The sequence below is a fragment of the Agaribacillus sp. DX54 genome (assembly GCF_056858335.1).
Window position 1 is genome coordinate 1 of the sequence record NZ_JBXEQE010000014.1, and the last position, 24640, is coordinate 24640.

Annotated in this window: 34 protein-coding genes and 1 pseudogene; 14 read left to right on the top strand and 21 right to left on the bottom strand. The window is 36.5% G+C overall.

Annotated elements, in window-relative coordinates; genetic code table 11:
- Positions 1–374: 374 nt before the first annotated feature.
- Both AC04NP_RS15615 and AC04NP_RS15620 read right to left on the bottom strand, forming a co-directional pair.
- The gene (locus AC04NP_RS15615) at positions 375–680 is read right to left on the bottom strand and encodes a type II toxin-antitoxin system RelE/ParE family toxin (protein WP_482860724.1); all 306 of its coding nucleotides are present in this window, start codon (positions 678–680) and stop codon (positions 375–377) included.
- A complete protein-coding gene (locus AC04NP_RS15620) occupies positions 664–897 on the bottom strand; it encodes a hypothetical protein (protein WP_482860725.1) in 234 nt (77 codons plus the stop codon). The genes AC04NP_RS15615 and AC04NP_RS15620 overlap by 17 nt, the downstream gene beginning before the upstream one ends.
- Positions 898–1553: 656 nt before the next feature.
- Between AC04NP_RS15620 and AC04NP_RS15625 the strand changes: the two genes are divergently transcribed.
- The 3 genes from AC04NP_RS15625 to AC04NP_RS15635 all read left to right on the top strand — a co-directional run bounded on the left by AC04NP_RS15625 (position 1554) and on the right by AC04NP_RS15635 (position 2950).
- On the top strand, positions 1554–1967 hold the full coding sequence (locus AC04NP_RS15625; protein WP_482860726.1) for a hypothetical protein: 414 nt from the start codon (positions 1554–1556) through the stop codon (positions 1965–1967).
- Positions 1964–2278 (top strand): hypothetical protein, encoded by a 315-nt coding sequence (locus tag AC04NP_RS15630; RefSeq protein WP_482860728.1) that lies wholly within the window; start codon positions 1964–1966, stop codon positions 2276–2278. Before AC04NP_RS15625 ends, AC04NP_RS15630 begins: the two co-directional genes overlap by 4 nt.
- Positions 2279–2365: 87 nt before the next feature.
- Entirely contained in the window at positions 2366–2950 is a 585-nt protein-coding gene (locus AC04NP_RS15635; protein ID WP_482860729.1) for a hypothetical protein, read from the top strand.
- Positions 2951–2972: 22 nt separating this feature from the next.
- Here AC04NP_RS15635 and AC04NP_RS15640 read toward each other — a convergent pair whose 3' ends face one another.
- The 6 genes and pseudogenes from AC04NP_RS15640 to AC04NP_RS15665 all read right to left on the bottom strand — a co-directional run.
- Complete coding sequence (locus AC04NP_RS15640; RefSeq protein WP_482860730.1) at positions 2973–3254, bottom strand: type II toxin-antitoxin system RelE/ParE family toxin; 282 nt, start codon at positions 3252–3254, stop codon at positions 2973–2975.
- Entirely contained in the window at positions 3245–3493 is a 249-nt protein-coding gene (locus AC04NP_RS15645; RefSeq protein ID WP_482860731.1) for a hypothetical protein, read from the bottom strand. Before AC04NP_RS15645 ends, AC04NP_RS15640 begins: the two co-directional genes overlap by 10 nt.
- 434 nt (positions 3494–3927) lie before the next feature.
- A complete protein-coding gene (darG, locus tag AC04NP_RS15650) occupies positions 3928–4977 on the bottom strand; it encodes a type II toxin-antitoxin system antitoxin DNA ADP-ribosyl glycohydrolase DarG (RefSeq protein WP_482860733.1) in 1050 nt (349 codons plus the stop codon).
- Between the two features lie 3 nt (positions 4978–4980).
- Complete coding sequence (gene darT / locus AC04NP_RS15655) at positions 4981–5619, bottom strand: type II toxin-antitoxin system toxin DNA ADP-ribosyl transferase DarT (protein WP_482860734.1); 639 nt, start codon at positions 5617–5619, stop codon at positions 4981–4983.
- A gap of 109 nt (positions 5620–5728) precedes the next feature.
- On the bottom strand, positions 5729–6625 hold the full coding sequence (locus tag AC04NP_RS15660; RefSeq protein WP_482860735.1) for a tyrosine-type recombinase/integrase: 897 nt from the start codon (positions 6623–6625) through the stop codon (positions 5729–5731).
- A 54-nt stretch (positions 6626–6679) separates the two neighbouring features.
- Positions 6680–6901 (bottom strand): annotated as a pseudogene (locus tag AC04NP_RS15665) (Arm DNA-binding domain-containing protein); the annotation flags it as partial.
- A gap of 78 nt (positions 6902–6979) precedes the next feature.
- Between AC04NP_RS15665 and AC04NP_RS15670 the strand changes: the two are divergent.
- Positions 6980–7288, top strand: coding sequence for a hypothetical protein (locus tag AC04NP_RS15670; RefSeq protein ID WP_482860736.1), 309 nt, complete (start codon positions 6980–6982; stop codon positions 7286–7288).
- Positions 7289–7333: 45 nt separating this feature from the next.
- Here AC04NP_RS15670 and AC04NP_RS15675 read toward each other — a convergent pair whose 3' ends face one another.
- Both AC04NP_RS15675 and AC04NP_RS15680 read right to left on the bottom strand, forming a co-directional pair.
- A complete protein-coding gene (locus tag AC04NP_RS15675; protein WP_482860737.1) occupies positions 7334–7690 on the bottom strand; it encodes a hypothetical protein in 357 nt (118 codons plus the stop codon).
- A 35-nt stretch (positions 7691–7725) separates the two neighbouring features.
- Positions 7726–8247, bottom strand: coding sequence for a hypothetical protein (locus AC04NP_RS15680; protein ID WP_482860738.1), 522 nt, complete (start codon positions 8245–8247; stop codon positions 7726–7728).
- A gap of 860 nt (positions 8248–9107) precedes the next feature.
- On the opposite strand from AC04NP_RS15680, the gene AC04NP_RS15685 reads away from it, so the two are divergent.
- Positions 9108–9746: an NHL repeat-containing protein gene (locus AC04NP_RS15685; RefSeq protein WP_482860739.1), complete on the top strand. Its 639-nt coding sequence runs from the start codon at positions 9108–9110 to the stop codon at positions 9744–9746.
- 672 nt (positions 9747–10418) lie between these two features.
- On the opposite strand, the gene AC04NP_RS15690 is transcribed toward AC04NP_RS15685, so the two are convergent.
- Together AC04NP_RS15690 and AC04NP_RS15695 are read right to left on the bottom strand one after the other, a co-directional pair.
- On the bottom strand, positions 10419–10715 hold the full coding sequence (locus tag AC04NP_RS15690; protein WP_482860740.1) for a type II toxin-antitoxin system RelE/ParE family toxin: 297 nt from the start codon (positions 10713–10715) through the stop codon (positions 10419–10421).
- Between the two features lie 2 nt (positions 10716–10717).
- A complete protein-coding gene (locus tag AC04NP_RS15695) occupies positions 10718–10951 on the bottom strand; it encodes a type II toxin-antitoxin system ParD family antitoxin (protein WP_482860741.1) in 234 nt (77 codons plus the stop codon).
- Between the two features lie 843 nt (positions 10952–11794).
- Between AC04NP_RS15695 and AC04NP_RS15700 the strand changes: the two genes are divergently transcribed.
- From AC04NP_RS15700 to AC04NP_RS15710, 3 genes are all read left to right on the top strand, one after another.
- The gene (locus tag AC04NP_RS15700; protein WP_482860742.1) at positions 11795–12214 is read left to right on the top strand and encodes a helix-turn-helix domain-containing protein; all 420 of its coding nucleotides are present in this window, start codon (positions 11795–11797) and stop codon (positions 12212–12214) included.
- A 275-nt stretch (positions 12215–12489) separates the two neighbouring features.
- Positions 12490–12642 carry a hypothetical protein gene (locus AC04NP_RS15705; protein ID WP_482860743.1) on the top strand — a complete coding sequence of 51 codons (153 nt, stop codon included), beginning with the start codon at positions 12490–12492 and terminating at the stop codon, positions 12640–12642.
- Between the two features lie 80 nt (positions 12643–12722).
- Positions 12723–12974: a hypothetical protein gene (locus AC04NP_RS15710; RefSeq protein ID WP_482860744.1), complete on the top strand. Its 252-nt coding sequence runs from the start codon at positions 12723–12725 to the stop codon at positions 12972–12974.
- A 190-nt stretch (positions 12975–13164) separates the two neighbouring features.
- On the opposite strand, the gene AC04NP_RS15715 is transcribed toward AC04NP_RS15710, so the two are convergent.
- Both AC04NP_RS15715 and AC04NP_RS15720 read right to left on the bottom strand, forming a co-directional pair.
- Positions 13165–13560 carry a hypothetical protein gene (locus tag AC04NP_RS15715; RefSeq protein WP_482860745.1) on the bottom strand — a complete coding sequence of 132 codons (396 nt, stop codon included), beginning with the start codon at positions 13558–13560 and terminating at the stop codon, positions 13165–13167.
- A gap of 58 nt (positions 13561–13618) precedes the next feature.
- Positions 13619–14182 carry a hypothetical protein gene (locus AC04NP_RS15720; protein WP_482860746.1) on the bottom strand — a complete coding sequence of 188 codons (564 nt, stop codon included), beginning with the start codon at positions 14180–14182 and terminating at the stop codon, positions 13619–13621.
- Positions 14183–14316: 134 nt separating this feature from the next.
- Here AC04NP_RS15720 and AC04NP_RS15725 point away from each other — a divergent pair, with 134 nt between their 5' ends.
- The 3 genes from AC04NP_RS15725 (at position 14317) to AC04NP_RS15735 (ending at position 15670) form a co-directional block, all read left to right on the top strand.
- Positions 14317–14910 carry a hypothetical protein gene (locus AC04NP_RS15725; protein WP_482860747.1) on the top strand — a complete coding sequence of 198 codons (594 nt, stop codon included), beginning with the start codon at positions 14317–14319 and terminating at the stop codon, positions 14908–14910.
- 85 nt (positions 14911–14995) lie between these two features.
- Positions 14996–15211 carry a hypothetical protein gene (locus AC04NP_RS15730; protein ID WP_482860748.1) on the top strand — a complete coding sequence of 72 codons (216 nt, stop codon included), beginning with the start codon at positions 14996–14998 and terminating at the stop codon, positions 15209–15211.
- A 258-nt stretch (positions 15212–15469) separates the two neighbouring features.
- Positions 15470–15670, top strand: a complete 201-nt coding sequence (locus tag AC04NP_RS15735) for a helix-turn-helix domain-containing protein (protein WP_482860749.1) — start codon at positions 15470–15472, stop codon at positions 15668–15670.
- A gap of 32 nt (positions 15671–15702) precedes the next feature.
- On the opposite strand, the gene AC04NP_RS15740 is transcribed toward AC04NP_RS15735, so the two are convergent.
- The 6 genes from AC04NP_RS15740 to AC04NP_RS15765 form a co-directional block, all read right to left on the bottom strand.
- Positions 15703–16200, bottom strand: coding sequence for a DEAD/DEAH box helicase (locus AC04NP_RS15740; RefSeq protein WP_482860750.1), 498 nt, complete (start codon positions 16198–16200; stop codon positions 15703–15705).
- Positions 16173–17048, bottom strand: coding sequence for a cysteine desulfurase family protein (locus tag AC04NP_RS15745; protein WP_482860751.1), 876 nt, complete (start codon positions 17046–17048; stop codon positions 16173–16175). Before AC04NP_RS15745 ends, AC04NP_RS15740 begins: the two co-directional genes overlap by 28 nt.
- Before the next feature lie 207 nt (positions 17049–17255).
- Positions 17256–17420 carry a hypothetical protein gene (locus AC04NP_RS15750; protein ID WP_482860752.1) on the bottom strand — a complete coding sequence of 55 codons (165 nt, stop codon included), beginning with the start codon at positions 17418–17420 and terminating at the stop codon, positions 17256–17258.
- Positions 17421–17539: 119 nt separating this feature from the next.
- Positions 17540–19342, bottom strand: a complete 1803-nt coding sequence (locus tag AC04NP_RS15755) for an erythromycin esterase family protein (RefSeq protein ID WP_482860753.1) — start codon at positions 19340–19342, stop codon at positions 17540–17542.
- A gap of 2 nt (positions 19343–19344) precedes the next feature.
- A complete protein-coding gene (locus tag AC04NP_RS15760) occupies positions 19345–19644 on the bottom strand; it encodes a hypothetical protein (RefSeq protein WP_482860754.1) in 300 nt (99 codons plus the stop codon).
- 30 nt (positions 19645–19674) lie between these two features.
- Complete coding sequence (locus tag AC04NP_RS15765) at positions 19675–19896, bottom strand: Arm DNA-binding domain-containing protein (protein WP_482860755.1); 222 nt, start codon at positions 19894–19896, stop codon at positions 19675–19677.
- A gap of 203 nt (positions 19897–20099) precedes the next feature.
- Between AC04NP_RS15765 and AC04NP_RS15770 the strand changes: the two genes are divergently transcribed.
- The 3 genes from AC04NP_RS15770 to AC04NP_RS15780 all read left to right on the top strand — a co-directional run bounded on the left by AC04NP_RS15770 (position 20100) and on the right by AC04NP_RS15780 (position 23544).
- The gene (locus tag AC04NP_RS15770; protein WP_482860756.1) at positions 20100–20885 is read left to right on the top strand and encodes a hypothetical protein; all 786 of its coding nucleotides are present in this window, start codon (positions 20100–20102) and stop codon (positions 20883–20885) included.
- 76 nt (positions 20886–20961) lie between these two features.
- Entirely contained in the window at positions 20962–21174 is a 213-nt protein-coding gene (locus AC04NP_RS15775) for a hypothetical protein (protein WP_482860758.1), read from the top strand.
- A gap of 159 nt (positions 21175–21333) precedes the next feature.
- Positions 21334–23544, top strand: a complete 2211-nt coding sequence (locus tag AC04NP_RS15780) for a 2OG-Fe(II) oxygenase (RefSeq protein WP_482860759.1) — start codon at positions 21334–21336, stop codon at positions 23542–23544.
- Positions 23545–23794: 250 nt separating this feature from the next.
- On the opposite strand, the gene AC04NP_RS15785 is transcribed toward AC04NP_RS15780, so the two are convergent.
- Positions 23795–24640 (bottom strand): DUF6268 family outer membrane beta-barrel protein, encoded by an 846-nt coding sequence (locus AC04NP_RS15785; protein ID WP_482860761.1) that lies wholly within the window; start codon positions 24638–24640, stop codon positions 23795–23797.

A 24640-nucleotide genomic window follows, 5' to 3' on the forward strand; every position in this document is an offset into this window, starting at 1 on the left:
TAAACTAATACCTTTAAATCAGAAATAACGACAAATTAATAATGGCAAAAAGATACTTCTATAAACAACTCCAAACGCCTCATACACCATCCTCACTTCATAAGGGTATAGCAATTGCCTTCTGCCCGTGTGAAAGCGTTACAACTCTTGAAGCTTTTTGCGTAAAGTGTCACGGCTTACACCAAGTTACCTGGTCAGTTCTATTTTGCTGATAAAGTTTGTTTTTTCCGGCAGTACCTGTTTGGTTGTTCGGCATGTAGAAGGCTAAAACAATATCAAAATCTTCGTTCTGGTCAAAAATCATTCTGCTTTGAATTAAAATATGGAAAACAGAATCTACATAAGCTTGAAAGATATGTGCGGAGTGGAGTAATTTATTTCCCTTTTAATTTTTTGGGATCTTGTCTATTATCAAAAAGTGTAACAATATAGATTTGGCGATTTTCAATCTTATAGTATATAGTGGTTTGTTTACTTAATATACACCTTCTCAATTCATTAGAGTTAGGACTTGCCTGAAACAACAAAGGGGTTCTCTTGATTAGTTGTAGTTTCTTATCCAGCAGGCGCGAAAATTTTTGGATCTCTTTTGTGGTCCACCGATCTTCAAGATAGTTAATTATGTTTTTTAAATTGCTGAGGGCTTCATCAGACCATATTAGCTTATAGGTATTTTCCATAGATATTACGGGCCGTTTCGTGGCTGTGAACCTTACCTTCCTCAATATCTTTTAAGCCTCTTTTTATCGATGCCAATTCTTCTTTTTCCAATAAATCCCACCAGTCTTTTGATGTGGAATACTCATCTTTAATACTCCGTAACTTTTCAATTACAGAGGAGTCATTAAGTTTTGTTATCCATTCTATAAGACTCAGTTTTTCTGCCGAAATATTCATATATTTTGATGTTATTGACTTTTCAAGCTTTCATATTATGTTACATATCTGTAAAAGTACGCTCAATTAAAGAATACTTTAATACGTTTTCAAATTGCATTGCCTATTATAAAAAACACAATTTATAATTTTCCCATATAAAAATAACACAATTTATTGAAATTGGGTAATGTGGTCTTACCAAGGTTTTGTAATATTCGAAGGTAATCCAACCCCAAAAGTCTCATATACCATCCTTACCTCATAAGGATAAAGCAATTACCTTCTACCAGTGCGCAATTGATAAAGAAAATATTTACACGCTTCCTTCTCATTGGCAAAGTGGCGTACAGAATGTTTCTCCCCCCTTTCCTGATAATATACTTCAAATACTACTGTGTGCTTTCCCTTCTTAATTGTCAGGGCCAATTTGTTCTCTGGCTGCTCGATCCATAAAGGCCATGCAGAAAATACCGGTCTTCTGGGATTTTGAGTTCCTTCAATTTTTGGCCAAGTGTATCAATAGTCATGGTTTGGATGCTTTCCAATTTTCTAACAAATATAATTGTTTTGATTTTGAAAAGCTCCCTAATGAAAACGTGGTGTTTGTTGAAAGAGTCCATGACTATCAAATCTTTTTGTGTATCTTGGTATGTATTAACTTTTGTCTAGCATATATGGACAAAAAGCTACCGTGGTATATAACTTTTAATTGGAAGTCTATTTTGGGAACGATAGCCGTTCTTGGCCTGATAGCAGGGTTAGCGGTTATTATGCTTCTTCCGAAGATTGTACGGAACTGGAAGCTCGAAAATTATCAAGGGGAAACCACAGCCAAGATTCTTTCTGTTAAAGAAAACATTACCACCAGGCAAGGAAGTGAGGGCAATAAGGTGATGGTAGCTAATTATTTTGTTAAATTTCAGTATGCGGTCAACGGCAATCAGTATATGAAGGAAAATTCTTTGGATGGAACTCACAAAAATGCCTACTACCTGAACAAAGTCGCAAAAAGCAATTACGAGATGCCCGTAACTATTCGATATGATCTGGAAAATTCCTCGAAGGCACTCATTATATTTGAGGAATGACTGGAAAAATATTAAATGTCTACGAAAAAAATGGCGCTAAAAACATAACGATTTCAGTAACGGATATGTCAGGCGAGTGGGTCAACGGACGAATTATAGACAACAAAATGTCAGCAGAAACCAAGGCTATTTTTAAAGAATTTCAGAGTCTTGCAGAAAACCAAATTTTTTCTCTATTAGATCAAAGTGCGGAGCGGATAGAAGCATTGGGTCTGAATCTCGGAGAGGGTAAACCAAAAATTTATGACGTACAAATCTTTGAGGATAAGATATCTTTCAAAATAGAATCCGTTACACCCCCAAAAGCCTAAGCCATTTAAAAGAGAAATAATCCCGCTTTTATTTGACGAATTCTTAATATATTCAAGCGTTATTGAAAGGGAGCGGACAAATAAAAAATGTACTTTAAATTATTTTTGACAGGATTATCAATGATTTCTTTCCTTGATAACCAAACTTATAACAGTTACTTTGACTCAAGGGTAATCGACCCCACTTATTCTACCCTGCCAATGGATCGTCACCAATTCAAGCCTGATACTTTGGTGGATCCTATAAACATTAACCGGCTCAAGGCACTGGAATTTTTAACGACAACCTTTGGTGTTATTCCATATGCGGAATCAGCAAAGCTTTGCCCAGTTAAGTCACCAGAATTTTTTGGGTTTTATCATCTGATCAATAAGCAAACCTCTAAACAGTTTGGTATCTTAAAGGTTTATTGCACTGACAAACCCGAAAATTGGCAGTATGACACCAAAAATGAAACATTTGTGGCCATTGAACTCTATGGAAACGACATCAAGGCATGGGATCAGGAATTTATTGGGATGACTAAGGAAATGTTGCTGAAATTCATGGGTTCCCGGTTTCACTATTTAAAAGGACAAACGATTTACGCTGATTTTGGTGAATACGAAGGAATTTTTTGGCTTAAAAATAAAGTCATCCACAAATTTGAAGTTAAAAAAACTTGCAGATAGCTTAAAGAGCTGGATTAGACGTTTATTTCTTCCATCGATTGTCTACCACATTGATGATCTTTACCACTTCGCTGTCAAAAGTATAAAAAATGGTGGTCCGCCTGTATAAAATTATACCTCTAAGATTTTGTTTGCCGGATTGCTTTGTTCCTATTTCGGGGAATGTGCGCAACAAGCCGATTAACTCCTCTACCCTGGTATGATACTTTTGGCCTGATGAACTTCCAAAATTATGTGTGATATAGGTTAATATTTTGAGGTAATTCGTTTTGGCCCTTTTAGTCCAGACAACACTTAGTTCCATCCAAACTGAGCTCTGACTTCCTTCATTACCGATTCGTGATCTTCCAAATTGGCTTTCTCAGTACTTTCTTGAAGGCTTAGTTCAGTATCTTCTTTTTGTTCATCGGTCAAGTTTTCAAACAGTTGGTTTTCAGTAAAATTCGATCTGCTATCGAGTATATTATATACTTGCTCCAACAGTTTTTGGTCCTTGGTTGAACTGATTATCTGTATGATTTTATTTCTAATTTTTTCATTCATACCTAAAGATACAAAGAATTAATCAAACTTGAGGTTGCTAATTGTGACGTTCTTTCCTTTTTTAACACCTATTGAAACAGGCGCTCAACACACAATTTCACAATATAGTAGACAGACAAATATTTTCGGAGCATTACTTTTCAATATATTATAAGTGCAGATAATTACCACATATAGATTAACAAAAAGTAATGCACTTACAAAATGAATCTGTTTTGTCAGCATTAGAATTTATCCTCCTTTTCTCTAAAAGCAGGCATATAAAACCACATAATTTATTTATAAAGGAAAGGTAGATGGTAAAAAATTTCTAAGCTGGGGGTAAAACTATAAATCAAAGCTATTAGGAACTTCTGTGCTCGTAAAACACAAGCCCAAAATTTGAAAAATAAAATAGCGATTTGAAGTGGTTATTAAAATGGGTAATTTCACACTTATCTAAATGATAATGCAGAAGCATGATCTTGCAGGTGACTATAAGCAATTTTCACATGTCGTTTGTCAAATAAATTGGTCTTACGCTCGTTCCAGTCAGTTAATTTTCTTATTATTTCGTTAACATCTTTTTTGTCATTCTGGGCATACAAGTAATCTACCGAAGCCAGCAACTCCAATGAAAAACTGGAAGTATAACCTCTTAACAATTGTATGATATTATCAAGACGTGCACGCTGCTCAGCACTTATTTGAGTATCGATATATGCTTTAATTTCGTCAATTTTATGATAGTTCAATTGCAACGGTTCAAATGGCTTTACCACATTCTGCTCCATTCCCTTTAAATATACCCCATTAAGATGCAACAACACATGATTTACCTGTACGGCATAAGGGCCATAATGGTGTGCTGCAAATTTAAGTTTCAACTTTTCACCACTTCTCTGCAAGAACCAGGCTAATTTATTCGCTACAAATAAAGAGCTCTGCTCACCCATGGCTTCATATTGAAACATTAAATATAACAACATGGCTCTTGCTGGTGTAAGCCTCACTTCTCCCGAAATATTTTCCCTCTGCAATATCTCTTTGATATGTTCATTGGGCGTGTAAACCTCAATCTCACAATCCAGATCATTAAGAGCCGCTTCTATTAATGCTTTTACTTTGTGCCATTCCAAGCCACCATGGCCACAACCTAAAGGGGGTATGGCTACACTTTTAATATCATTCGTTTTAATAGCCTCCTTAAGTGCTGTCAACCCTGTTTCGATGTATTCATATTTTGAATTACCACGCCAATGTTTTTTTGTAGGAAAGTTGATTATGATTTTCTCTTGCATTAAATCACTATCTTCTACTACTAAAACTTGCCCAACAGAGAAGGTGCCTTCATCGCAGGCATTTTTATAAACCTTAAAATTATGTGGAAACCTCTTCTTGAACTGCAATGCGATTCCTTTGCCCATTACCCCCACTGTATTCACCGTGTTGACCAGAGCCTGGGCTTTAGAACTTAATAAATCTCCTTTGAGGTATTTTATCATAGCTTAATAATACAATTTACATTTTTTATCTACAAAAACCTTGATTGACAGGCCCATTTGCAAAAGCATTTTTTCAAAATGAGCTTTGCGCTTATCTGATTTAACCACGATATATGAAATACAGGATACTGGAACATGGCCTCTCACCAAAAACTCAGCTTGTTTATAGTCACGCCGTGAAAGATTACTTTCATCGTTGGCCCATTGCTTGGATTTTACAATGTTCCAATGTATTTTATTGAAGTCTGATTCATTATTGTAAAACTCAGCCAATGCAATTTTGGCATTCATATTTGTAAATACAAACTCTAAATTAGCCTTTTTTATTTTATCAAAGGTACTTACCAAGAATACAATATCTTCCTGCAGGCGCTTCTCTACCCCTTGATGGCCATTCATAATAACGTAAAGCATAGGTGTGTGCCCAGCAAAATAAAAAGGAACATACTCACCTAGATTACCTGCATTTGACAGTGGAATGGGATGTTCATGTCGATCTGTGATCAATTGACCGTGACCAATGTTTATGTACTTTGGGTCCATATCCGGATGCTGGCGAGAGCAGATGCCATGTTGCAAAATATGTTGCACATTTTCCCAATGGACCATTCTATATAAAAATATTTTTTCAGGCACTGACATGCTCAAAAGATCTGATTAATTTAACTCTTTTGCAAGGCTTTAGAGCTTCTTATCTTGAAACCGGAAGTATTCTTAAAATAAAAAATATAAGTGTCATCAAATCAATTGACTAAAAATCCACCACCGCATCCAAAGCATCATCAGCCTCTTTATGAATGAAATTAGCCTGATAATTTATGGTTGTCTTTAAGTTGGAATGCCGGTACAACTTCTGAAGCATCAAAGGATTAATTTTATCCCCGGCAATATTGCCAAAAGAATGCCTGGCAATATGATTTGACAGGTTCTTTTCAATGCCTGTGATTTCTGCAATCTTTTTCAGGTATTTATTAAACCTGCGTGCGGCAGTTCTTGTTTTCCTGAAGATATCCTTAATGCTATTTGGATCAGCATTTTTCAAATCAGGGAAAACAAAGTCTTTATCAGATCTTTTTTCAGGTTCATAGTACTTCAAAATGGTTTTAGCTTTATCGGGTATCTTTAGTGTTACAGGTTTATCATTCTTATTCATCTGGTAGTAAAGCCTGCCATCTTTAAAATCAGACCATTTAATTTTCAGCACATCGGAGATCCTTACCCCGGCAAAGTAGAAGGAGAAAAGCCAAATATTTCTAGCGTGCCAGATAGAAGTATTAGATTCTAATTCCAGGTTTTCAATCTTCCGGATTTCCTCCTGGGTCAATCCCATTTTTAATCCTGAACCAATCCTTATCTTCACATTATCACCGGCGAAAGGATAATATTTTCTGTCGACGATACCCTCTTTGATAGCCAGGTTAAATAGTGTCCTGATAATAATCAGATGATTGGTAATTGTTCTCGGCTTATGCCCTAATTCTCCCTTGCAGAATACTTTGAACTTCTCGATTAACGGACTATTGATTTCATGGAAATAAATGTCAGATCCGCCAAGAAATTTTCTGAAGTTATTCAGAATAGACTTTTCTACATTGGATACTGAGAATGTGCCCTTTCTTTCGTAGCGTTCAATCCTCTCTGCCGCCAATTGAAAGAAGGTGACATTTTTACCCTTCCTTTTGATTTTGTTTTTGATCTCTTCTGAAGATACGAATTCTTCCCTTGTATCAAGCTCAATAGCCGTATTATTGGCTTCGGCAAGTTTTTTAAGGATCAGGTTGTTTAGCCTGACAGCGTTAGGGTGGGATTTGTTTACTTTACCGGTATTTTCATCCCAGTGTTTGTCATCAAAGGATTGTCCAAGGTGGATATATTTTGGCTTCCGGTCTTTGATGATTCTTAATGCCAGGGGATAGGTGGCGATTTTCTCCGGGTTTAAAGGACTTTAAACTACTAGCAAAATCTCAAAGTCGTTGATTTCAGCATATTTATTTAAGACAGTTTGGCAGGTGCATCCATCTACATTTATGATGAGGCAAAGGTTCATAAATACTTGACAGATGAAAATGGAATTGCCGAAATTAAAATTGAAAAATACGACAGTTTAAGAATTACTTATGTCGGTTATAATCCTTTGACAATTACAAAAGGAGAAGAAAACAACTACCGCATTCGCTTAAATCCAAGTGAGCCAATAGGGGTAAAACTGACAAATGAAAAATGGACAATTCGCGGGCAAAAAATTTTTGACCCCAGGTTTAAAAAACAACGATACAAGAATGCATACAGGAAAAAAACCGCTGATGCTTAATTAATATTGTAATCCTTATTTTTACCAAAGAAATCAGAGTTAGTTTCAGTCCGCAAGCCATACATCCCTTACCGTATCATTTATTGTGTCAAAATCTACTGATAACCAATAAATCCACGGCTCGTTCATATATTTGACTCCAGGATCCACCGCATAGTGAAATATTCTTTCATTATATTGGTCCGGATCGCCAAGCATTTCAAGTATTTCAGCTTTGGTTTTTCCAATCAGCAGGCTATCATTCAAAATATTATCGGTCATTTTTCCTTTTGTCCTAAAATCACCTGTTTTCCATTTCTTGCTATCAAACTTTTCATTGTTCTTTTCGGTCTGCGAACCCGTACCACATGAATACATGATCAATGTTAGAATGAATGCTGATATGGTCGCTATTTTATGCATACGCAATTTCTATTTGAAACAATAGTTTTTATTTTTCATGGAAATTTAATATCACCTTTTCTTTTAACCAGGGTCCATTTGTCCTTTTCAATGGTTGTAGTGTCTATTTTGGTAGCAACTACCCAAAGTCCTAAAAAAGGGGTTAATTTGACTGTTCTTTGCCCACCGTATCCAAATGCACCAATATCCCATAGTTGATAATTAATGGTCTGTTTTGGGTTGTCTTTATTTTCATAAATTGTTTCTTCGTTTACCCAGGCGCCAAATCCAAAAGAAAACATTAAAAAGATAGTCGACAAGTATGCTCCAAAAGCAATTAAGGCAGTCACAATTCCAATTATAAAATTTCCTCTTATTGATCTTTTTTTTCGAATTGTCCAAACTAACGTCAACAGTATCATTATTGGAAGCCCCCGCAGAATAATATCATAGAAAATATGCATATCCCTCCAATCGGCAAATTCAATGGGTATGATTTGGCCGACAGTCATTGAGAACAAAGAAATACCAAAGAATGTCAAGGTTAACACAAAAAATATTTTCTGAATAAAGTTCATATTTTAAATTTTCGCCAGGATCTCGAATAAGCTTCGCTAACTCGCCTGATCTCAGCTGAACTAAAGTTAAATATTTATACCGGAAATCATTGCGAGCACCTCGATGAATGCAACCTGATCCGGATCAAGATTCATGACGATTCCTGAAAGTTAAAGGCCAAACGGTACATCAGGCATGTATCGGAAAATTTTTCATCCAATCAAAAAGATCAATCGGCTATTATTAGATTGACTTTGATTTGCTATAAATTAGTTAAAATAGGGACAGATGAGCTTAGCAAGCTTATTAGGTATTTATCCAACATTGTGGAAATGGAAAAGGAAAAAGTATTTAGAACCAAAACCGGGTTTTGCCATATATTTCCGGATAGGATTGTATTAACAAGAGATGGAATCGTTGGCAACCTTTCTGAAATAACAGTAAGTAATAGTATTTCAAGAATATTAACTATTTACACGCTTTTGTTGGTTGGCCCCTGTATTTTGCATTTAACGCATATTCCAGCGGTCAAACCCTTCGGGCCATAGCTTTTGCTTTGGTTAGCGTTTACTTAACATTTGGCATATTCAACAGTCTCAATAATTCTGCTAATCCCGTAATTGAAAGAGAGAAAATAAAATCTGTAAAGTTCAAAAAAGCCATTATCGGAATTACACGATCCAGGTTTGAGGTATATTTTGAGGGTGTTAACAAAAGACTCAAGAAAAGGCTTATTATGCTACCTGGCTCAATGTCAGACGGCTCTAATGAGACTGAAAAAGCCCTAAAAATATTTGAAGATGAGAAATTAATAACCACACGCTAATAAAATACCTATAATTACAAGTAATTGAAGTAGAAGACGTTAAGTTAAAGGCCCATGAAAAAATTACCCGTAAACGAGGCTTTGTGGGATTTGAATTTATCTGACGGAACACCTTGTTACAGAGTTGACTGGAATTCCTATTATCAATTTGATGGATTTAAGGAACAGAAAGTATCTCAATCAAAATTCAATGATGCCAAGTATGGCCGGAATATCAATCCATTTCAAGGCGGGGAATCATTAGCGAAACTTTCCAACGGGAATACCATTCATTGTTTTTACCAAGACTCCAAAATCCGTGAATTCACGCCAGGCAGATCAATAGTAAAGACTTTTTCGAAGAAACTTTCAATGATAGTAATTTATGACTTAGAAGTTGACATTAATGATAATATATGGTTTGTTGAACCAACAGTTCATCGAGTGGTTCAAGTTGAATATTCAATAGGAAAAATAATGTTTGAATTTGGTGGAACCTGGGAAGAAGATGGTGAACTGAATCATCCGGAAGACATCGTCATTTATGGTGAACATGCTTTTATCAGCGATATGGGGAATCAGCGAATTGTGGTGCTGGACACAAATACTAAATCCATCGGTACTTTCCGGCAATTCGATCAGCCCACTTGGCAATATAAAAGGAATGGAGAAACCGAACTTGTCAGTCTTCAAGACGGACTGTATCAACTATAGAAATAAGCATGTAATATAAGTAAAGTGGTAATAACCATACTAATTCTGATAATTCAGCTTTCCGCATTTGGACAAATATCAGTTTGACAGGACGAGTATAATAAATTGAAACCGGGGGTTTAATTAAATTATTTGTGAACATTAGAAAAATGAAACGCATCATCCTTTGGACAACTAATTTGAGCACTTTAGTATTTAGCATGGTCTTTGGAATAGTCTTGTTGACTCGACTTTATGGGTCTAAATACAACTCAGAAGTTTGGCAGTGACAGAATAGGAAGCCGACCCGCTAAGTAAAGGAACGTGATGCGTTCGCGTAGAAAGTTTTCAATTTTCGGTACTTCCCATTGGGCTAGTCTCGATTTTAATGAGGAAACAAGCCCGAATTGGTTAAACATTTTGCGGTTTTATCCACTATTTAATGATCTTTAAACAACCCTCTAAATTCGAAAGTAGCCTATTTTGGCGTATTTAGGGTGTTTTGGGAACGATAGGGACTCGTCTTTCTTTGGCTCATAACCCGAAGGTCGTAGGTTTGATAATTCCATATTTGTTCCAAATCAAATGACGGATAAAATCTCTTGTTAAGATTTGTTTTGCAGGCAGTGTTGGTTCGAACATCCAGTAATGATAGGAATGGGTTATTCTTTAACCTAGAGACACACAAAACAATTATTCCTCCCTAAGACGTTGTTCTATATCCATTCTCTCATGCAGGATACGTACAATCTCAATGTCCAAATTGACTATTCGATAGAATATGAGGTGTTTTCCAACACGATATTTGAAATACCCTTGCCGGATATAATCACAATTAAAACCCTTAATTGGATTGTCGGACAGCACATGAAAAGCTGTATCTATTTGAGTTAAATAGGTATTTCGTTGTTTAATACCCCACTTTTTCTGTGTGTAACTAGCTATACTTTTTAAATCGGCTTTCGCCCTTTGGGTAAGAAAAAAAGCCAAGACTACTCTGCATTCAGTTCGTTAATAAAATCATCTAAAGAATAGTGGGCCCTGCCACTTTTTTCGCCTTCTATTAAAGCATTTTGTAGTGCTTCCAACTTAGTTTCTTCCTTTTCAAGCAGGCGCAAACCCGCACGTATGGCCTCACTGGCCGAGCTATATCGGCCCTTTTCCGCTAAACGGCTAATAAACTTGTCAAAATGTTCGCCAAGTGTAACGCTTGTATTTTTCTGCATAATTTTTTTAATTTAAAGCAAGTATACCAATTAATATTATATATTGGTATATAACGTTTTTCGAGCTTGTTGGTTCTATCCCTGATTAATCAATACATTTCTATGGAAGTTCGGCTTTGGGGAAGCAGCCTGTTCTTTTTCTTCATGTTTGTATTGGAAAAAAGCTTTGCACTTCTTTTTCTATGAATTCATTTTGATAGCAATGCAGCATATTGTTTCATCCGGAATTTCCAAGAAAATTCGAGGCCCTTTAAAATGCATTTTACTTGCTGGTTGTCAAATTAAATTTTAAAACGGTTTATTCGATCAGGAAAGACTTAATTATCTAATGTCATTTTTTATAATCCAGTGAAGCTTATTCAATGACGAAATTTATAAGAATTCTAGTTTAAAACTGCTAAGTTTTTAAACCACCTTCGAAAATGTTAATACCCGTTGTAAATCTGGGATGACAAGGTTCGATATTTGTCCCCTCGCCGCTACACGAAAACCCTCTGATAATGAGAGGGTTTTTGTTTTAAGGCTTTATATTTGTCTGGCAATTGCAAAATCCTCCATAAAATGGTTAGATAATCAAGGCAGTTCCACTTTGCTGATAGACGTCATCTGTTTAATTTTTTATAGGTCAGATGGAACCTTTAATGATACGGTGAAAGAAAAAAGCGGCGTTCGCTCAGTCTTTCACAGTTGTAGATTTACCAAATACCTTCTTCGGTTTGTCTAAGGACAGCAGAAAGTCAGTTGTATTCAACGACATCGAGTTGTGATTTTACAACTCCTGGTTTGTAATCTTACAACCAAAAAGCACTTTGGAACAACCCCGGAAATTAATATATTTGGCTTATGAAACATAGAACCAAAAACCCATCGAAACACCTGGGAAGAAAGATTATGCAAATGCGTGAACTGCTGGGTATCCGACAGGAAGCGGTGGCCGAAAAGTTAGGCGTAAGCCAGCAGGCAGTGTCTAAAATCGAGCAGAATGAAAACGTTGACGATGCTATGATGGAAAGGGTAGTCAAGGCCTTAGGCGTCAACGCCGAAGCGATTAAAGACCTGAATGAGGAAGCGACGGTTTACAATATTGTCACAAATCATGGGACTGCAACTGGTTTAGCCAATCAGAATTATAACTGTACTTTTAATCCATTTGATAAGTGGGCGGAGGCTATAGAAGAAAACAAAAAGCTGTACGAGGTGCTCCTGGAAAGCGAACGGAAGAGAATAGCTTTACTGGAAAAGCTTTTGGAGGATAAGAAGTAATTTTTTAAAATCAGAGTAGAATGAATTTTTTATTATGGCAACCAGTCTGACAAAGACTCATTAAATATTTTAAAATTTGCGTTTTAGTCATAGTATGACTTGGAGTCATGCTATGACTTAGAAGGATTGAGTCCGTACACTTTGTAAAAGGCATGATGCCCGATACTCCGGATAAATTGATTTTTTAATTAAATTGGTTTTTCTTTATTTCCTTTGTACACATTTACAATTATTTAATATGGGTGTAATCACGTTCCATTAAAAACGTTAAATTGATGGTATCAATGAACCCTCTTTCCAATAATGATATAGAAAATGAATTAAGTTATGCCTATCTTCATGCTGTAGCCGCTAGGTCGGGTATAGGATGTAGTTTGGCGACAAGGCATGAAGATAATCGTGGAATTGATGCAAGGTTGAATGCATAGTGTCCTTTCCCGGAAGGCGGTTGTTTAAAGGAAATTGATATCAAAATACAGTTAGTCAAAAAAAGAGAGAGGATGTTTTTATGGCCTCAGTAGAACATCTTGCCGGAGAAATTGATGATAACAATTTGAGATCAGGTGATGTTATTTTAAATCTTTACCAAGAAGATGAAATTATCAAGGCCAAAACAATTCTGGATGCTAAGCAATATATTAAAGCAGATAAAGCACATATGACTGCCGGATCTTATATAAGGGTAAAAGGGAAACTTCATCCAGGTAATCAACCCCGAAATTTAACAGATGTTTCTTTGTTTGAGTTAATTATGCCTTAGACTTAAACGTAAGACCTATAAAAATCAACTAACAAAAAGATTATCAATTATCCGTAAGATGATTTTCAACCAGTTGGGAACTAGTGTTCATTCAAGCATCTACGTTGATTATTAGTATTAAAATTTAGGTACATAATCTTTATGAGCAATTGGGTCATTGTTTCTCTCCAGGCTATCCTGTTTATCGTCTTCATGGTGCCTGCGGTGGTTTAACAGATGCTCGTTCTTTATCAATATATAGCCTTTTTCTCTTGCTTTTCTTCTTGGCATTAATCACCGTACAGTACTGATACAGCACACTTTTTGCAAAAGCTTCTTCGATTGATTTATAGTTAGATGATATTGAATAATCGCCGGAAAGCCTTCGTTTATTGGAGTGCTCCTTTTCAGGAAGTAATTCGGCGATGAGCATTGAGATCTTAGGATTATAGTATTTGATTGAATCCTCTAAAATCCAAGGCATACTCTGTGGATAAGGATTATCAGTATATATGTTCAGGATATCCTCTGAGTCAAGGAACTGAATTTCAATGTATGGATAATCGGATGTATTATGACTCCCTATTAATGAAAATGAAGCCCTCATGGCCTTTTTTTTATCCAGGAAACATGATATACAATAGTTTCGCTGTGCTGGTGTGGGCTCAGGTTCTGGCAATTTGTACGACTCGAAAAGCCGTCCGGCATTCGCCGCTATCCAACTGGAATCCATTCCTAAATTTTGAAGTATATAGCGAGGGCTTCCTGAACGACGTGATGGTATTCACTAAATCATGAAGTTTGCTATCGTCGAATGTTGGCATATCCACGGGTGTTTTACTATTTTCCACCTTAATACGTTCGGCCCAATAATTATGCTTTGCTGCCACAACCCGGTTGGCAAGATTAAGTGCTGAGTCCTGGCTAATAGAGAGGTTTAATTTCTTATGGAGTTGCGTCTCGGAAATATCCGCCGGTTCGCTGGCTTGGACCGGCTCCGACTCCCCAAAAAAGTACGGTTTGTTGTATTGTTCCACCAACCGCATATTATAAGTGCCATTATTCCTGGTTATATGGTAAATCCTGCCACAATACCACTCATAGTTAAAGTTTTGATGATCGATAATGATGATTCGTTTGACCGAATCCAGATTTATTTTAAAGTCGGTTTTTTGGGTAAAACCTGTGATTGACAGAAAAGTGAATACGACCCACAAGAAATTCTTCATGGTACTTTTACATTTACCAGATATTAAAAGTAAGAGATTTAAGCCAAACGGGTATCATTTAACTCGTTTAAAAGTCCGTTCTGATTATATTTGGTTTATTAATAAGTTATCTATTATAATCGAGTCTCAAAAAGATGTTTTTCAAAAAGGATAACAAGCTAAAATTCTGGAAATGGTTTACTGAAAATAAATCTAAAATAGAAAGCTTCATTGAGAATAAAAATAGAACAGATTACTCCATTTATCATCTATTGTCACGCAAGATGAAGAAGGTCCATTCAGAACTAATTCCTGAATTGACTATGGGAGACGATAACTACGTTTTAATCATCAGTTGCGATGGCATTTCCGCAGGAATTAAACCGGTACAAGAACTTGCTGCAGTTGCCCCTGAAATTCCAAACTGGATGATTAAGAAATTTCGGCAGCCAACCGATAAGGTTACACTGAACTATGAAGGTTTGGAACTCGATCTAAATGACCTGCGAATTTCATATGAATTAGACATGGAAAAGGAGAAAGTGGATATAATTCTGAAAATGTGCAATTTTAAAGAGGCGGATATTCGATTCAAATCTCTTGGCTTCTTATACCTTGATCACATTTTAGGCGAATTTAATGTGATGACCAGGGTCGGTTTTATTGACTTTGAGATATTAGAGCAGGATAATGCCGAACTAATCACTTTAGTAGAATTGCGAAAAGTAATTGAGCAAAACTTATATTGAATTAAGGGTGATAAAAAATCACTTTCTACTTCTTTGCATTTACTTTTACGTTAGTCACGGATTTATAAAAACTACTAAACATCAGATGGAGACAAAACTTAATGATCAAGAGGTGGGAATTCTCCGCGAGATATTAAAAAAATTGACAATAAGAAAGCGAACTGATGAGCTTGGCATCCAACATAGTATGGAAAGGTTTGTCACAACCAGTATAACTTTCAAAAAACCGGATCTGGAAACTCTGGACCAGGTAGTCCGAAAAATTGGTCTGATAAATGGGATTAACCGAACCGATAAATAGATAATCCCTTAAAAACTAAATTCTCACTTTTTTGAAATGGCATTACTATTTCTAATAGGCACCATCCTTTTATTAGCTTTATATTGGATCGCAGTAAAATACAATTTGAGCGAATTTGGCACTCCAAGCCTTGTTTTTTGTGTCTGAGGAGCGTAGAAAGTCTGTTGTATCCTACCAGATAAAGTAGTAGATTACCTATTCAAATTGTAGAATACCATACAGTTTTGAGACATTTTTAGAAATCAATATATTTGGCTTATGGAACATAAAACCAAACATCAGGCAAAGCATATGGGAAGAAAGATTGGCCGTATGCGAGAGATGCTTGGCATAAAGCAGGATGTGGTGGCCGATAAGTTAGGGGTCAGCCAGCAGACCGTGTCTAAAATTGAGCATAGGCTGCATTCTTATATCCGTTATCCCTCATCGCCTTCACTGCTAAATGTGCTGGTACTATAGAGTTATCCATTTATATATTTTTTATGTTGTTATTACCACACATCTTCCCAGTTTAAAAAAGCATTTGCCACCTCATCAAAACCAGGTAAATTTGTATCAATTACCGTAACTATTTCTGCTTTTTCATTACCTCCTGCATTTTTACCCCTTATTGCTCTACCTACCATTTGGCTATAAAGAACTAGTGAATCTGTAGGGCGCGTTATTACAGCGCAGCTAGTCTTTGGGGCATCAAACCCGGTTGTCAATATTCCATAGTTACATAAAACCATGGGTTCCTCACTATCTATTTTGAAGTTTTCGATAATATTTTTCCGATGCCTACTGTCAGTAAGGCCTGTTATTGACAATGCATTGATTTCCCTAGCCTGTAAAATTACTGCCATTAGATTGGCATGCTCAACAGTCAAGGCAAACAATATAATACGGCTATGTCTGGTTATTAACTCTTCCACTTTCTGGATAATCAAAATATTTCTTTTATGATCTTCAGATATTGATTTTAAGAATTTATCGGGCCATTTATGCAAATTCTGCCCTGTTTGAGAAGAGAATTCTCAAATTTATCCTTTAGCTTTTTAAGTTTGTAATATTCACTCTGCATATTGATCTTAGCCAATTCTGCAGCCTTTCCAAGTCCCACTATTCCTGGTACATTTAAGGTGCCAGATCTCATCTTGTTTTGATGCCCACCGCCATGAATTTGCATTGCAGGTTTTACTCCTTTCCCAATATATAATCCACCAATTCCTTTAGGGCCATAGATTTTGTGACCGCTGAAGCACAGTAGATCAATATTATCAGCTACATTTATTGGTATTTTGCCAAAGGCTTGAGTAGTATCCGAAAAGAATAGAACGCCATGACTTTTGCATATCTCACCAATTGATTTAATGTCCTGCAGTACACCGGTTTCATTGTTAGCACACATTATACATACCAGAACAGTTGAGTCAGTTATGCTTGCTTTCAAGTCATCTAAGCTTATTAAGCCGTTCCTATCAACATTCAGATATGTAATATCGGCTCCAATTTCCTCTAGATAGTTACAAGTATCCAGTACCGCCTTGTGCTCTGTTTTGACAGTGACGATATGGTTTCCTTTATTATTATAGGCCTGAAAAACACCTTTAATAGCCAGGTTGATTGATTCGGTAGCCCCGCTGGTGAAATATACTTCGTTCGTTTCAGCGGATATCAATTCCGCAACCTCGGACTTTGCATCTTTTACAGCTTTACTGGCTAATTTCCCTTGTAAGTGCGTTGAACTTGCAGCATTTCCATATACCTCTTTGAAATATGGGAGCATAGCATCCAATACTATGGGATCGACAGGAGTAGTTGCAGCATAATCCAGGTATATGGGGTATTTAACCATTTGCTGATTTCAAATCTCAAATTTGCACGTAAATAAAGCAAATTAATCAATAATTGTGAACTAAATCAAAAATCATCATTATCCAGTTGTTTTTGTCAAAAAAAGACAAGTATCTTTATCCACAAAATTTATCCTGAATAAATCGAATTCTTAGCAAACAGTTTATTTTAAATAGGTGCCAGATAGAAGATAATGGTCTTGCATAGACTAAAAATCCACCACCGCCTCCAAAGCATCATCAGCCTCTTTATGAATGAAATTAGCCTGATAATTTATTGCCTGTCCCATGACACCAGGCAGAAAAATCTTTAAGGGGACAGTTTTTTTGCTCAAAGAAATTGCCCGTAGAAATTCATCACGGCGATTGCTCATGTTATTTACAAAAAATCTCATATCAGGCCAATTCCGAATTTGATTTGAGAAATGATAATCCTCGTATTTTCGGAAATCTTAGATATTAACTTTGGTATCTCAGTGGAATAAAGATAATATTAGTGAACAACCGATAAGGCATTTGTTCTTTTATAATGTATGATATAGTCAAATTGTCTTATATCAGTTAAGAAGAAAGGTGATACGGTTTTAGAAGATCCAATATTCCGAGCAAAAAACATGTGGTGTCTTCTTCCGTATTTATTGATATCAAAAAATAAAATTTCTTCATGATTAGCACTGGCAAAATGGTCCAAAAAACTTTCAAGCGATCCTGTTTTAGGAGATCCCGATTCAAATGTTTGCAAGGCCTGTCCGCTTTTGGCCAGGTAAGTGCCAGAAGAAAAAAATGTAGCCATTACCTGATAGGACTTTCCATAATAATCGCCAAGATGTGCACCCAGCGTCTTTGGGTGTCGGCCTACATGACCGTTATGGGCCCAAACCAACAGTTTTCGTAGTTTGTTTTCAAAGTTATCCACGATCCATTTGGTGTTTTCAAACATATATTGATCCCGCTTGTACATGGAAGAATAAGAGGAATTATAAAACAAACTCCGGCCAAAATGATAGTATAATAATTGAATGTTTCTAAGCGCCCAATGATAATCACCGGTAGCGTTCTTGGCGTGCTTCGCATAATTTTTTTCGAATTTCTCTTTAAATGCGCTAATATGACCTAAAAGAGTATCGCTCGTTACTTTTTGCCTGGGGTGGATGCCATTTTTTTGTATATAGGATTTAAATTCTAAAATCTCATTAAAATTATCGGCATCATAGGCGGCGTAAAAGCGTTCTATATGGTCAACGGCTTTGTAAGGGTTCCCAATATCGATACCCCATACATTAATTTTTGTTTTACTTTTTGCATTATATCCTTTAATCCATAGAAGCAATTGATAAAATTCGTCGGACTGATAAAGCCAATAACTAATTTTTGAAAGCAACTCATATTTATTCAAAGAATTTCTGCCATGAACAAAATCATTCAATATTTTGGCTTCGGCCATATGGCATTCAATAGCCAGGTCTGTCAGGTATCCGTGTTGTGTTAAATATTCCAGGACATCTTTTTTCAAAAGTGTAAATTCAGCAGTTCCGTGCGAACAATCACCCAATCCGATTATTTTACTTTTATCAAGCACGCCAGAGAAAGCGCTCCGTTTATTTTCCTTTGACGTGAAGGCCTGTCCGCTATTTTGAATTTTACGCAGGGATTTTGAATGGTTCTGTATTTTAAGATAGGGATTTACCGGTTTGTCATTGATAAATATTTCAATATCATCAAAGTAGGCAGTACTATACGCCCCTCTGACACCCAGCCCAAAATACACCTTGAGTGTATTCTCTTTTATCGGTAAAGAAACCACCACTTTTTCCCAGTCTACAGCCCCATTAACGATAGGTTCATCTGTGTTATCCAAGTCATATGGACCATTTTCGTCTTCCAGTCTTAGCCATATGAACGCACTTCCGTCAAATTGCTTATTAGTTTTAATGCGCCCTGTAATCTTGATCTCAGAATTCTCCGGAAGGTTATATAATTTCTTTAACTCCTGATAAAACAACTTTTGCGACAAAAAAGAAAACGACTTCCCTGAATTTAAAACAAGAGAATTTTTACCAGTATAGCTATAAATTGTATCTAAAGAGAAAGTATTTTTATTTCCTTCCCAGTAACATGGATATTGATTATCATTTACACATTCAAAATCTAACGGATTTTGACCTTGGGCTTGGTAAACTGAAAAAAAAATTAAAAATACGAGGAAAGCAAAATTAAAAAATATAAGTTTTTCCCCCACAAAGTAAAGTGGTGCCACCTGCACATTAAGAACTTCCTTTTTAAATGCTTTCTCCATGTTTATCCAAATGATAACGCCGAAGCATGATCTTTCAGGTGGCTATAAGCAATTTTCACATGCCGTTTGTCAAATAAATTGGTCTTGCGCTTATTCCAGTCCGTTAATTTTCTTATTATTTCACCAACATCTTTTTTATCGTCCTGAGCATAAAGGTAATCTACCGAAGCCAACAATTCCAATGAAAAACCGGAAGTATCACCTATTGACAATTGTATGATATTATCAAGACGCGCACGCTGCTCAGCGCTTATTTGAGTATCTACATATGCTTTAATTTCATCAATTTTATGGTAGTTCATCTACTTTGAATAATATCCCATGATCTCTTCTTAAGATACAAATTCTTCCTTGGTATCAAGCTCAATAGCCGTATTATTGGCTTCAGCAAGTTTTTTAAGGATCAGGTTGTTCAGCCTGACAGCGTTAGGGTGGGATTTGTGTACTTTACCGGTGGTTTCATCCCAGTGTTTATCATTAATGGATAGCCCAAGGTGCATATATTTTGGTTTCCGGTCTTTGATGGATGATGTAGCCCATGCTTTTGCACCCATCTAATGGAGAATGGTATCAACTTAAAATGTATCTTAGGCCCTTTTGGAGCACACATCTAAAAAGACTACGAAAATCTATACTTATGTGGCCACTACAGATATGAATTTCAACAAAAATCCGTTAGATTGGGATTTTGATAAAATAAATATAAGCACCACAGGTGGCATATAGCCAATTGTTACCGGTAATTAAGAAAATCAAAATGAAAAGAATAGTCCCAATAATATTGATATTTATCATTTTTGGATGTTCAGACGCTAAGACAGAGAAAAAAGGACTTCAGGCAAGGGAGATAGCTGAAAATGAAGAGGGGGAGAAAATTGTAGGACTGCCAATTGATTCCTTAAAACTCGAAACAAAACCGAGGAATGTTCTGCTAACGAAAAATTCAAGTCATAGGCTTACACCAATTTATAAAGTCAACTATAATAAAAGAACAGGGAAGCCATTTACGGGATCAAATGCATTTCACTCAAACTATCGGGGATATGGAAAGAATGACGAGAATAATTGGAACAATAATTTTATGCCAGGGTTTGAGGCAAGTTATGGTTACAATTTGGCGAATATCTCACATTACAACAACTTAACAAATAAGGAAAATCTCTTTTTCGACCGACCGGTATTGGTAAAAACACTATACTATCCTGCTTTTACTAAAGACACTTTGAATAATGTACCAGTCAAAAGAGGATATTATATGGTATCGGTTTATGATGAAGATACTAACAAGGATGGATATATAAATGTAAAAGACTTGAGAAGATTCTATCACTTCGATATTGACGCAAAGAACAAATTATTGTTGATTCCAAAAAACTATTCTGTGATGAGTTCAGAATACGACCCCGAAAATGATTTTATGTATGTGTTTGCAAGAATTGATAGCAATGAAAACGGCGAAATGGAATACGAAGAAGAAACTCATATCTTTTGGATAGATTTAAAGAATCCGAAAAATCGGGGATTGCAATACAAAGGAGAATAATACAGGAAAACTACCGCCAGTCGAGATCATAAGTAAGCACAAAAACCGTTTATTCCGGAAGTACCTGATAAAATCAATGGCAATATTTGATTTATTTTCCGGAAAAGCGCAAAATGATTTAATTGACCTGGATAGGTTAGTTGAATTTAAAGATAAAATAGGAATTCGCTATATAGACTTAGCTGAAGAGGTTGAAAATATGGTTGGCTTTAAAGTTGATTCAGTTTCCAAAAATGGGATCGAGGAAAAATATTTACGAACTATTGACCCTGATTTAATTGATGTCTAGTCGTGATAAACGTCTTTTATTGGCCTGATGAAATTATAAATCTGGCGGATCTCCCATAATTTTTTTTAAATTTCCAGCGCATTTTTTTGAACTTTATACCCACAATAAATCGAAGTTAAAATTTAATGAGCATCCCTTATAATTAAAATTATATTTCCTATGAAACACCCCCTGGCAGAAATTCTTGAATCTATAGAAGGAAACGGTACTTTTTCCAACTTTGGCACCAGGCCATTTGTGTTGCCGGGTCTCCACGTAGAGCGCTTTGGAGAGGTTAGTTTTCCTCTTGCGGAAAGTGACGTGAAAAGGCTCATCCCCTATGCACAAAAAGCCCCTTTTGGCAAGGGAACTGCCACAATAATGGATACTTCTATCCGCAGTGCATGGGAAATAGATGCGGAAAAATTGTCATTCCATAATACTCAATGGAGTAAATGTATTGACGAAATTATTGAAAAAAGTAAGCGGGGTTTTGGTATTGAACATGGTAAAGTGGAGGCATCACTCTACAAATTGCTGATCTATGAGGAAGGTGATTTCTTTTTATCTCACCGGGATTCGGAAAAGGAAAAGGGTATGTTTGCTACGCTCATAGTTGGGTTGCCTTCAAGACATTCCGGTGGCAAGCTCATTGTCAAGCATAGTGGGGTTGAGCATGAATACGATTTTTCATTGGATGATTACATGTATACATTTCCGTTTGTTTCCTTCTATGCCGATTGTGAGCATGAAGTAAAACCAGTAACCAGTGGTTATCGTGTGTGTTTGGTTTATAATCTGTTGCTTAAAGAAACAGACAAAACCTATAAGGTGCCTGAATTTACCCAACAGGTTAAAGACATGGCCCATCAATTAGCACTTTTGAAACAGCAAGAATTGGATCAGCCGTTGGTCTTCTTGCTTAATCACCAGTATACCCCCTCGAATTTTTCATTGGACAGTCTTAAATATCACGATCGCCCCAGGGCACAAGCCCTTCTGCAAGCATGCAAGGAGGCAGGGTACGATGCATGCCTCGGATTGGTCACTTACTATCAGATGGGCAGTCTGGATGGTGTTGATTATGGTTATTATGACTATAATTATGATTATGGTGAAAGCGATGGAATAATGGGTGAAGTATATGAGGACTCTTTATACATCGAAAACTGGGCAAAAACAACCACTCCCGGGCTAGGCCGTTTAGAAATTACAAAAAAGAACCTCTTGTCCAGCGTAGATTGGGATAATGATGAACCCATACAAAAATTCGAAGAGGGCTTCACGGGAAATGCCGGTATGACCATAGAGTACTTTTATCACTATGGAGCACTGATTTTTTGGCATAAAAAATATGAAATACATCTTTTAAAAGCCTGTAAAAAGGAAGTACAATTAGAATGGCTGGATTATTACACGGGTCTGGCCAATGATGATAAAGAAAATTATTACAAAAATAATAGCAAAAATTTACTCAGTTTGATAATCAATGATCCAATTGATACCTATTATTTGCCGGAAAATTGCAATGCGCTATCTAAAACACTGATTTTGCTCAAAGACAAGGATCTCTTGAGGGATGCTTTTAGGTCACTATTGTTTCACATGTTCACCAAAATTGATATCGATAAGTGGTTGGGTTTGATAAAAATTTATCCGCTCCCGGAATTTTCAGATTTTTTCAAAAAAATAAGAGAGGAAGGAGAAGATTCACATGTAGCACATTATCTCGATATACTTTACACACTTTCTTTATACGGGTCGGAGCACATGAAATATGGCCCCTTTATTCAAAAAGAATTGAAAGAACTCCCTTATACTATTGAAACGGCAAAAAAGACAAAAAATGATAAAAAAACACAAATCAGGATAATTTATTTGAGTTTGTGTTTGAGTGAAAACAAGACAGATCAGCTTTGGGTGGAAAGGACACTCGAGACCATTGTTCACAAAGCCTCAAGAACTTATGTAAATGACACATTATGCCAGGCTTTGAGTCAATACCACAAAACAACAGGCAAAGCCCAGGGAATGTTGGCGGCACAGCTAAGGGCATTTTGTATAGGCAGTTTAGAGGAGCGGGTTGCCAATAAACCCAGCCCCCCCGGCAACTGGACAAGACCAATTCCTGTGAAAGCTGACCAGTATGAAGAATGGAAATTGCTAAGTGCATTTATGGCTTCACCCACAGAACACGTGTTTGAGTTAAAGAAAAATCAAGAATACCGTGAGCGGATGGAAAGAATAATTAAACATTCTTCTGTAGATCTAACGTGTGAAACCATTAGAAAAGGTAGCCCATATACACTAAAGCTTACCAAAAACCAAAACAGCTATGAAAAATCAATGAGAGAATGGGAAAGAGATGTTGAACTTTTAAAAACAATTTAAAAAGATCATGGTGTCTTTAATACTGCAGGCCGGGCGTTGCCCATAAACTGTAAACTTCGCTGAATCACCCTCCGGTATACTCCAGGCATGTGATTCAGCAATTTGATAATAATTTTGACCGATAGTGGCAAAGCTTTCAAGTGTAGCGTGAAAACATTAATATTTCGCGCAAATGAGCTGCCATCTTATCTGGTTTCGGTCGCATGCATGACGTAAAAATTCCCCTTGTTGCCGGTCCATATGCTAATCATTAGTCGTTATCCTTTTTAGGTGGTACAATAGCAATCCCAAACCGGAAGAATGGCCCATTGACTATATCGTAGTTCTCATCTTCAAATAGATCACCCTGAAGTTCCACGCTTCGAGCAACTGTAATGCCTCCGGAAGCTTGCAGTTGTATGACTTTACCCATACGATAGCTTAGGGAAGGTCCCAACACAATCCGGGTATAGGCCAACTTATCTACGGGTTCGATATCATTGAGAAAATTGATTCTTGTATAATTGACATTGTAGCGCGATCCACTCGCTGCAACATGCAGTCCTGCTGTAAATTTTCCAAAATAGCGATCATAAGCGATGCGACGGGGCAAGCGTACCTCAAGCTTGCCATTTTCTGAGTTAAATGTTAATTGAAGTGTTGGGATCAAGATAGGTTCTCCAAATCTGGGCGTGTATGCGATACCACCTCCATAAGAGAAGCGGCCGGACTTTTTCTTAATAAATTGCAAAGCACCATTAAAGAGAAAATCATCCCCTTCAAGTGCTGTATTGAACGTAGAAGATAACGTAGGATTTAGTGACACTAATACCTTCCAGTTATTCGCTAATTGATGTAAAGCAGTCAAGCGATAACCTAAGATATGCATGTTTTCTCCATCCAAACCCAAATTGAGATCATTATCTGCAAAAAGGGTCACTAATCGGTATTGGAGTCCATGGATCAAAATGGTTTTCTCATTTTTAAGTCTCTTGGTAAGGTTCAAAAAGAAATTATATTCATTCACCTCCACCTCCTGATTCAGCGGTGAATCTATTACCCCGGCGCCTGGAAATCTTGTGAAACTGAATCCTGCTAGTTGAAGATTCTGTGACAT

Excerpts from the sequence above, each read along its gene's own strand:
- AC04NP_RS15615 (WP_482860724.1), bottom strand. The coding sequence starts at position 680 with ATGGAAAATACCTATAAGCTAATATGGTCTGATGAAGCCCTCAGCAAT.
- AC04NP_RS15620 (WP_482860725.1), bottom strand. The coding sequence starts at position 897 with ATGAATATTTCGGCAGAAAAACTGAGTCTTATAGAATGGATAACAAAA.
- AC04NP_RS15625 (WP_482860726.1), top strand. The coding sequence starts at position 1,554 with ATGGACAAAAAGCTACCGTGGTATATAACTTTTAATTGGAAGTCTATT.
- AC04NP_RS15630 (WP_482860728.1), top strand. The coding sequence starts at position 1,964 with ATGACTGGAAAAATATTAAATGTCTACGAAAAAAATGGCGCTAAAAAC.
- AC04NP_RS15635 (WP_482860729.1), top strand. The coding sequence starts at position 2,366 with ATGTACTTTAAATTATTTTTGACAGGATTATCAATGATTTCTTTCCTT.
- AC04NP_RS15640 (WP_482860730.1), bottom strand. The coding sequence starts at position 3,254 with ATGGAACTAAGTGTTGTCTGGACTAAAAGGGCCAAAACGAATTACCTC.
- AC04NP_RS15645 (WP_482860731.1), bottom strand. The coding sequence starts at position 3,493 with ATGAATGAAAAAATTAGAAATAAAATCATACAGATAATCAGTTCAACC.
- darG (WP_482860733.1), bottom strand. The coding sequence starts at position 4,977 with ATGATAAAATACCTCAAAGGAGATTTATTAAGTTCTAAAGCCCAGGCT.
- darT (WP_482860734.1), bottom strand. The coding sequence starts at position 5,619 with ATGTCAGTGCCTGAAAAAATATTTTTATATAGAATGGTCCATTGGGAA.
- AC04NP_RS15675 (WP_482860737.1), bottom strand. The coding sequence starts at position 7,690 with ATGCATAAAATAGCGACCATATCAGCATTCATTCTAACATTGATCATG.
- AC04NP_RS15680 (WP_482860738.1), bottom strand. The coding sequence starts at position 8,247 with ATGAACTTTATTCAGAAAATATTTTTTGTGTTAACCTTGACATTCTTT.
- AC04NP_RS15685 (WP_482860739.1), top strand. The coding sequence starts at position 9,108 with ATGAAAAAATTACCCGTAAACGAGGCTTTGTGGGATTTGAATTTATCT.
- AC04NP_RS15695 (WP_482860741.1), bottom strand. The coding sequence starts at position 10,951 with ATGCAGAAAAATACAAGCGTTACACTTGGCGAACATTTTGACAAGTTT.
- AC04NP_RS15700 (WP_482860742.1), top strand. The coding sequence starts at position 11,795 with ATGAAACATAGAACCAAAAACCCATCGAAACACCTGGGAAGAAAGATT.
- AC04NP_RS15705 (WP_482860743.1), top strand. The coding sequence starts at position 12,490 with ATGGTATCAATGAACCCTCTTTCCAATAATGATATAGAAAATGAATTA.
- AC04NP_RS15710 (WP_482860744.1), top strand. The coding sequence starts at position 12,723 with ATGGCCTCAGTAGAACATCTTGCCGGAGAAATTGATGATAACAATTTG.
- AC04NP_RS15715 (WP_482860745.1), bottom strand. The coding sequence starts at position 13,560 with ATGAGGGCTTCATTTTCATTAATAGGGAGTCATAATACATCCGATTAT.
- AC04NP_RS15720 (WP_482860746.1), bottom strand. The coding sequence starts at position 14,182 with ATGAAGAATTTCTTGTGGGTCGTATTCACTTTTCTGTCAATCACAGGT.
- AC04NP_RS15725 (WP_482860747.1), top strand. The coding sequence starts at position 14,317 with ATGTTTTTCAAAAAGGATAACAAGCTAAAATTCTGGAAATGGTTTACT.
- AC04NP_RS15730 (WP_482860748.1), top strand. The coding sequence starts at position 14,996 with ATGGAGACAAAACTTAATGATCAAGAGGTGGGAATTCTCCGCGAGATA.
- AC04NP_RS15735 (WP_482860749.1), top strand. The coding sequence starts at position 15,470 with ATGGAACATAAAACCAAACATCAGGCAAAGCATATGGGAAGAAAGATT.
- AC04NP_RS15745 (WP_482860751.1), bottom strand. The coding sequence starts at position 17,048 with ATGGTTAAATACCCCATATACCTGGATTATGCTGCAACTACTCCTGTC.
- AC04NP_RS15750 (WP_482860752.1), bottom strand. The coding sequence starts at position 17,420 with ATGAGCAATCGCCGTGATGAATTTCTACGGGCAATTTCTTTGAGCAAA.
- AC04NP_RS15755 (WP_482860753.1), bottom strand. The coding sequence starts at position 19,342 with ATGGAGAAAGCATTTAAAAAGGAAGTTCTTAATGTGCAGGTGGCACCA.
- AC04NP_RS15760 (WP_482860754.1), bottom strand. The coding sequence starts at position 19,644 with ATGAACTACCATAAAATTGATGAAATTAAAGCATATGTAGATACTCAA.
- AC04NP_RS15765 (WP_482860755.1), bottom strand. The coding sequence starts at position 19,896 with ATGGGTGCAAAAGCATGGGCTACATCATCCATCAAAGACCGGAAACCA.
- AC04NP_RS15770 (WP_482860756.1), top strand. The coding sequence starts at position 20,100 with ATGAAAAGAATAGTCCCAATAATATTGATATTTATCATTTTTGGATGT.
- AC04NP_RS15775 (WP_482860758.1), top strand. The coding sequence starts at position 20,962 with ATGGCAATATTTGATTTATTTTCCGGAAAAGCGCAAAATGATTTAATT.
- AC04NP_RS15780 (WP_482860759.1), top strand. The coding sequence starts at position 21,334 with ATGAAACACCCCCTGGCAGAAATTCTTGAATCTATAGAAGGAAACGGT.
- AC04NP_RS15785 (WP_482860761.1), bottom strand. The coding sequence starts at position 24,640 with ATGTCACAGAATCTTCAACTAGCAGGATTCAGTTTCACAAGATTTCCA.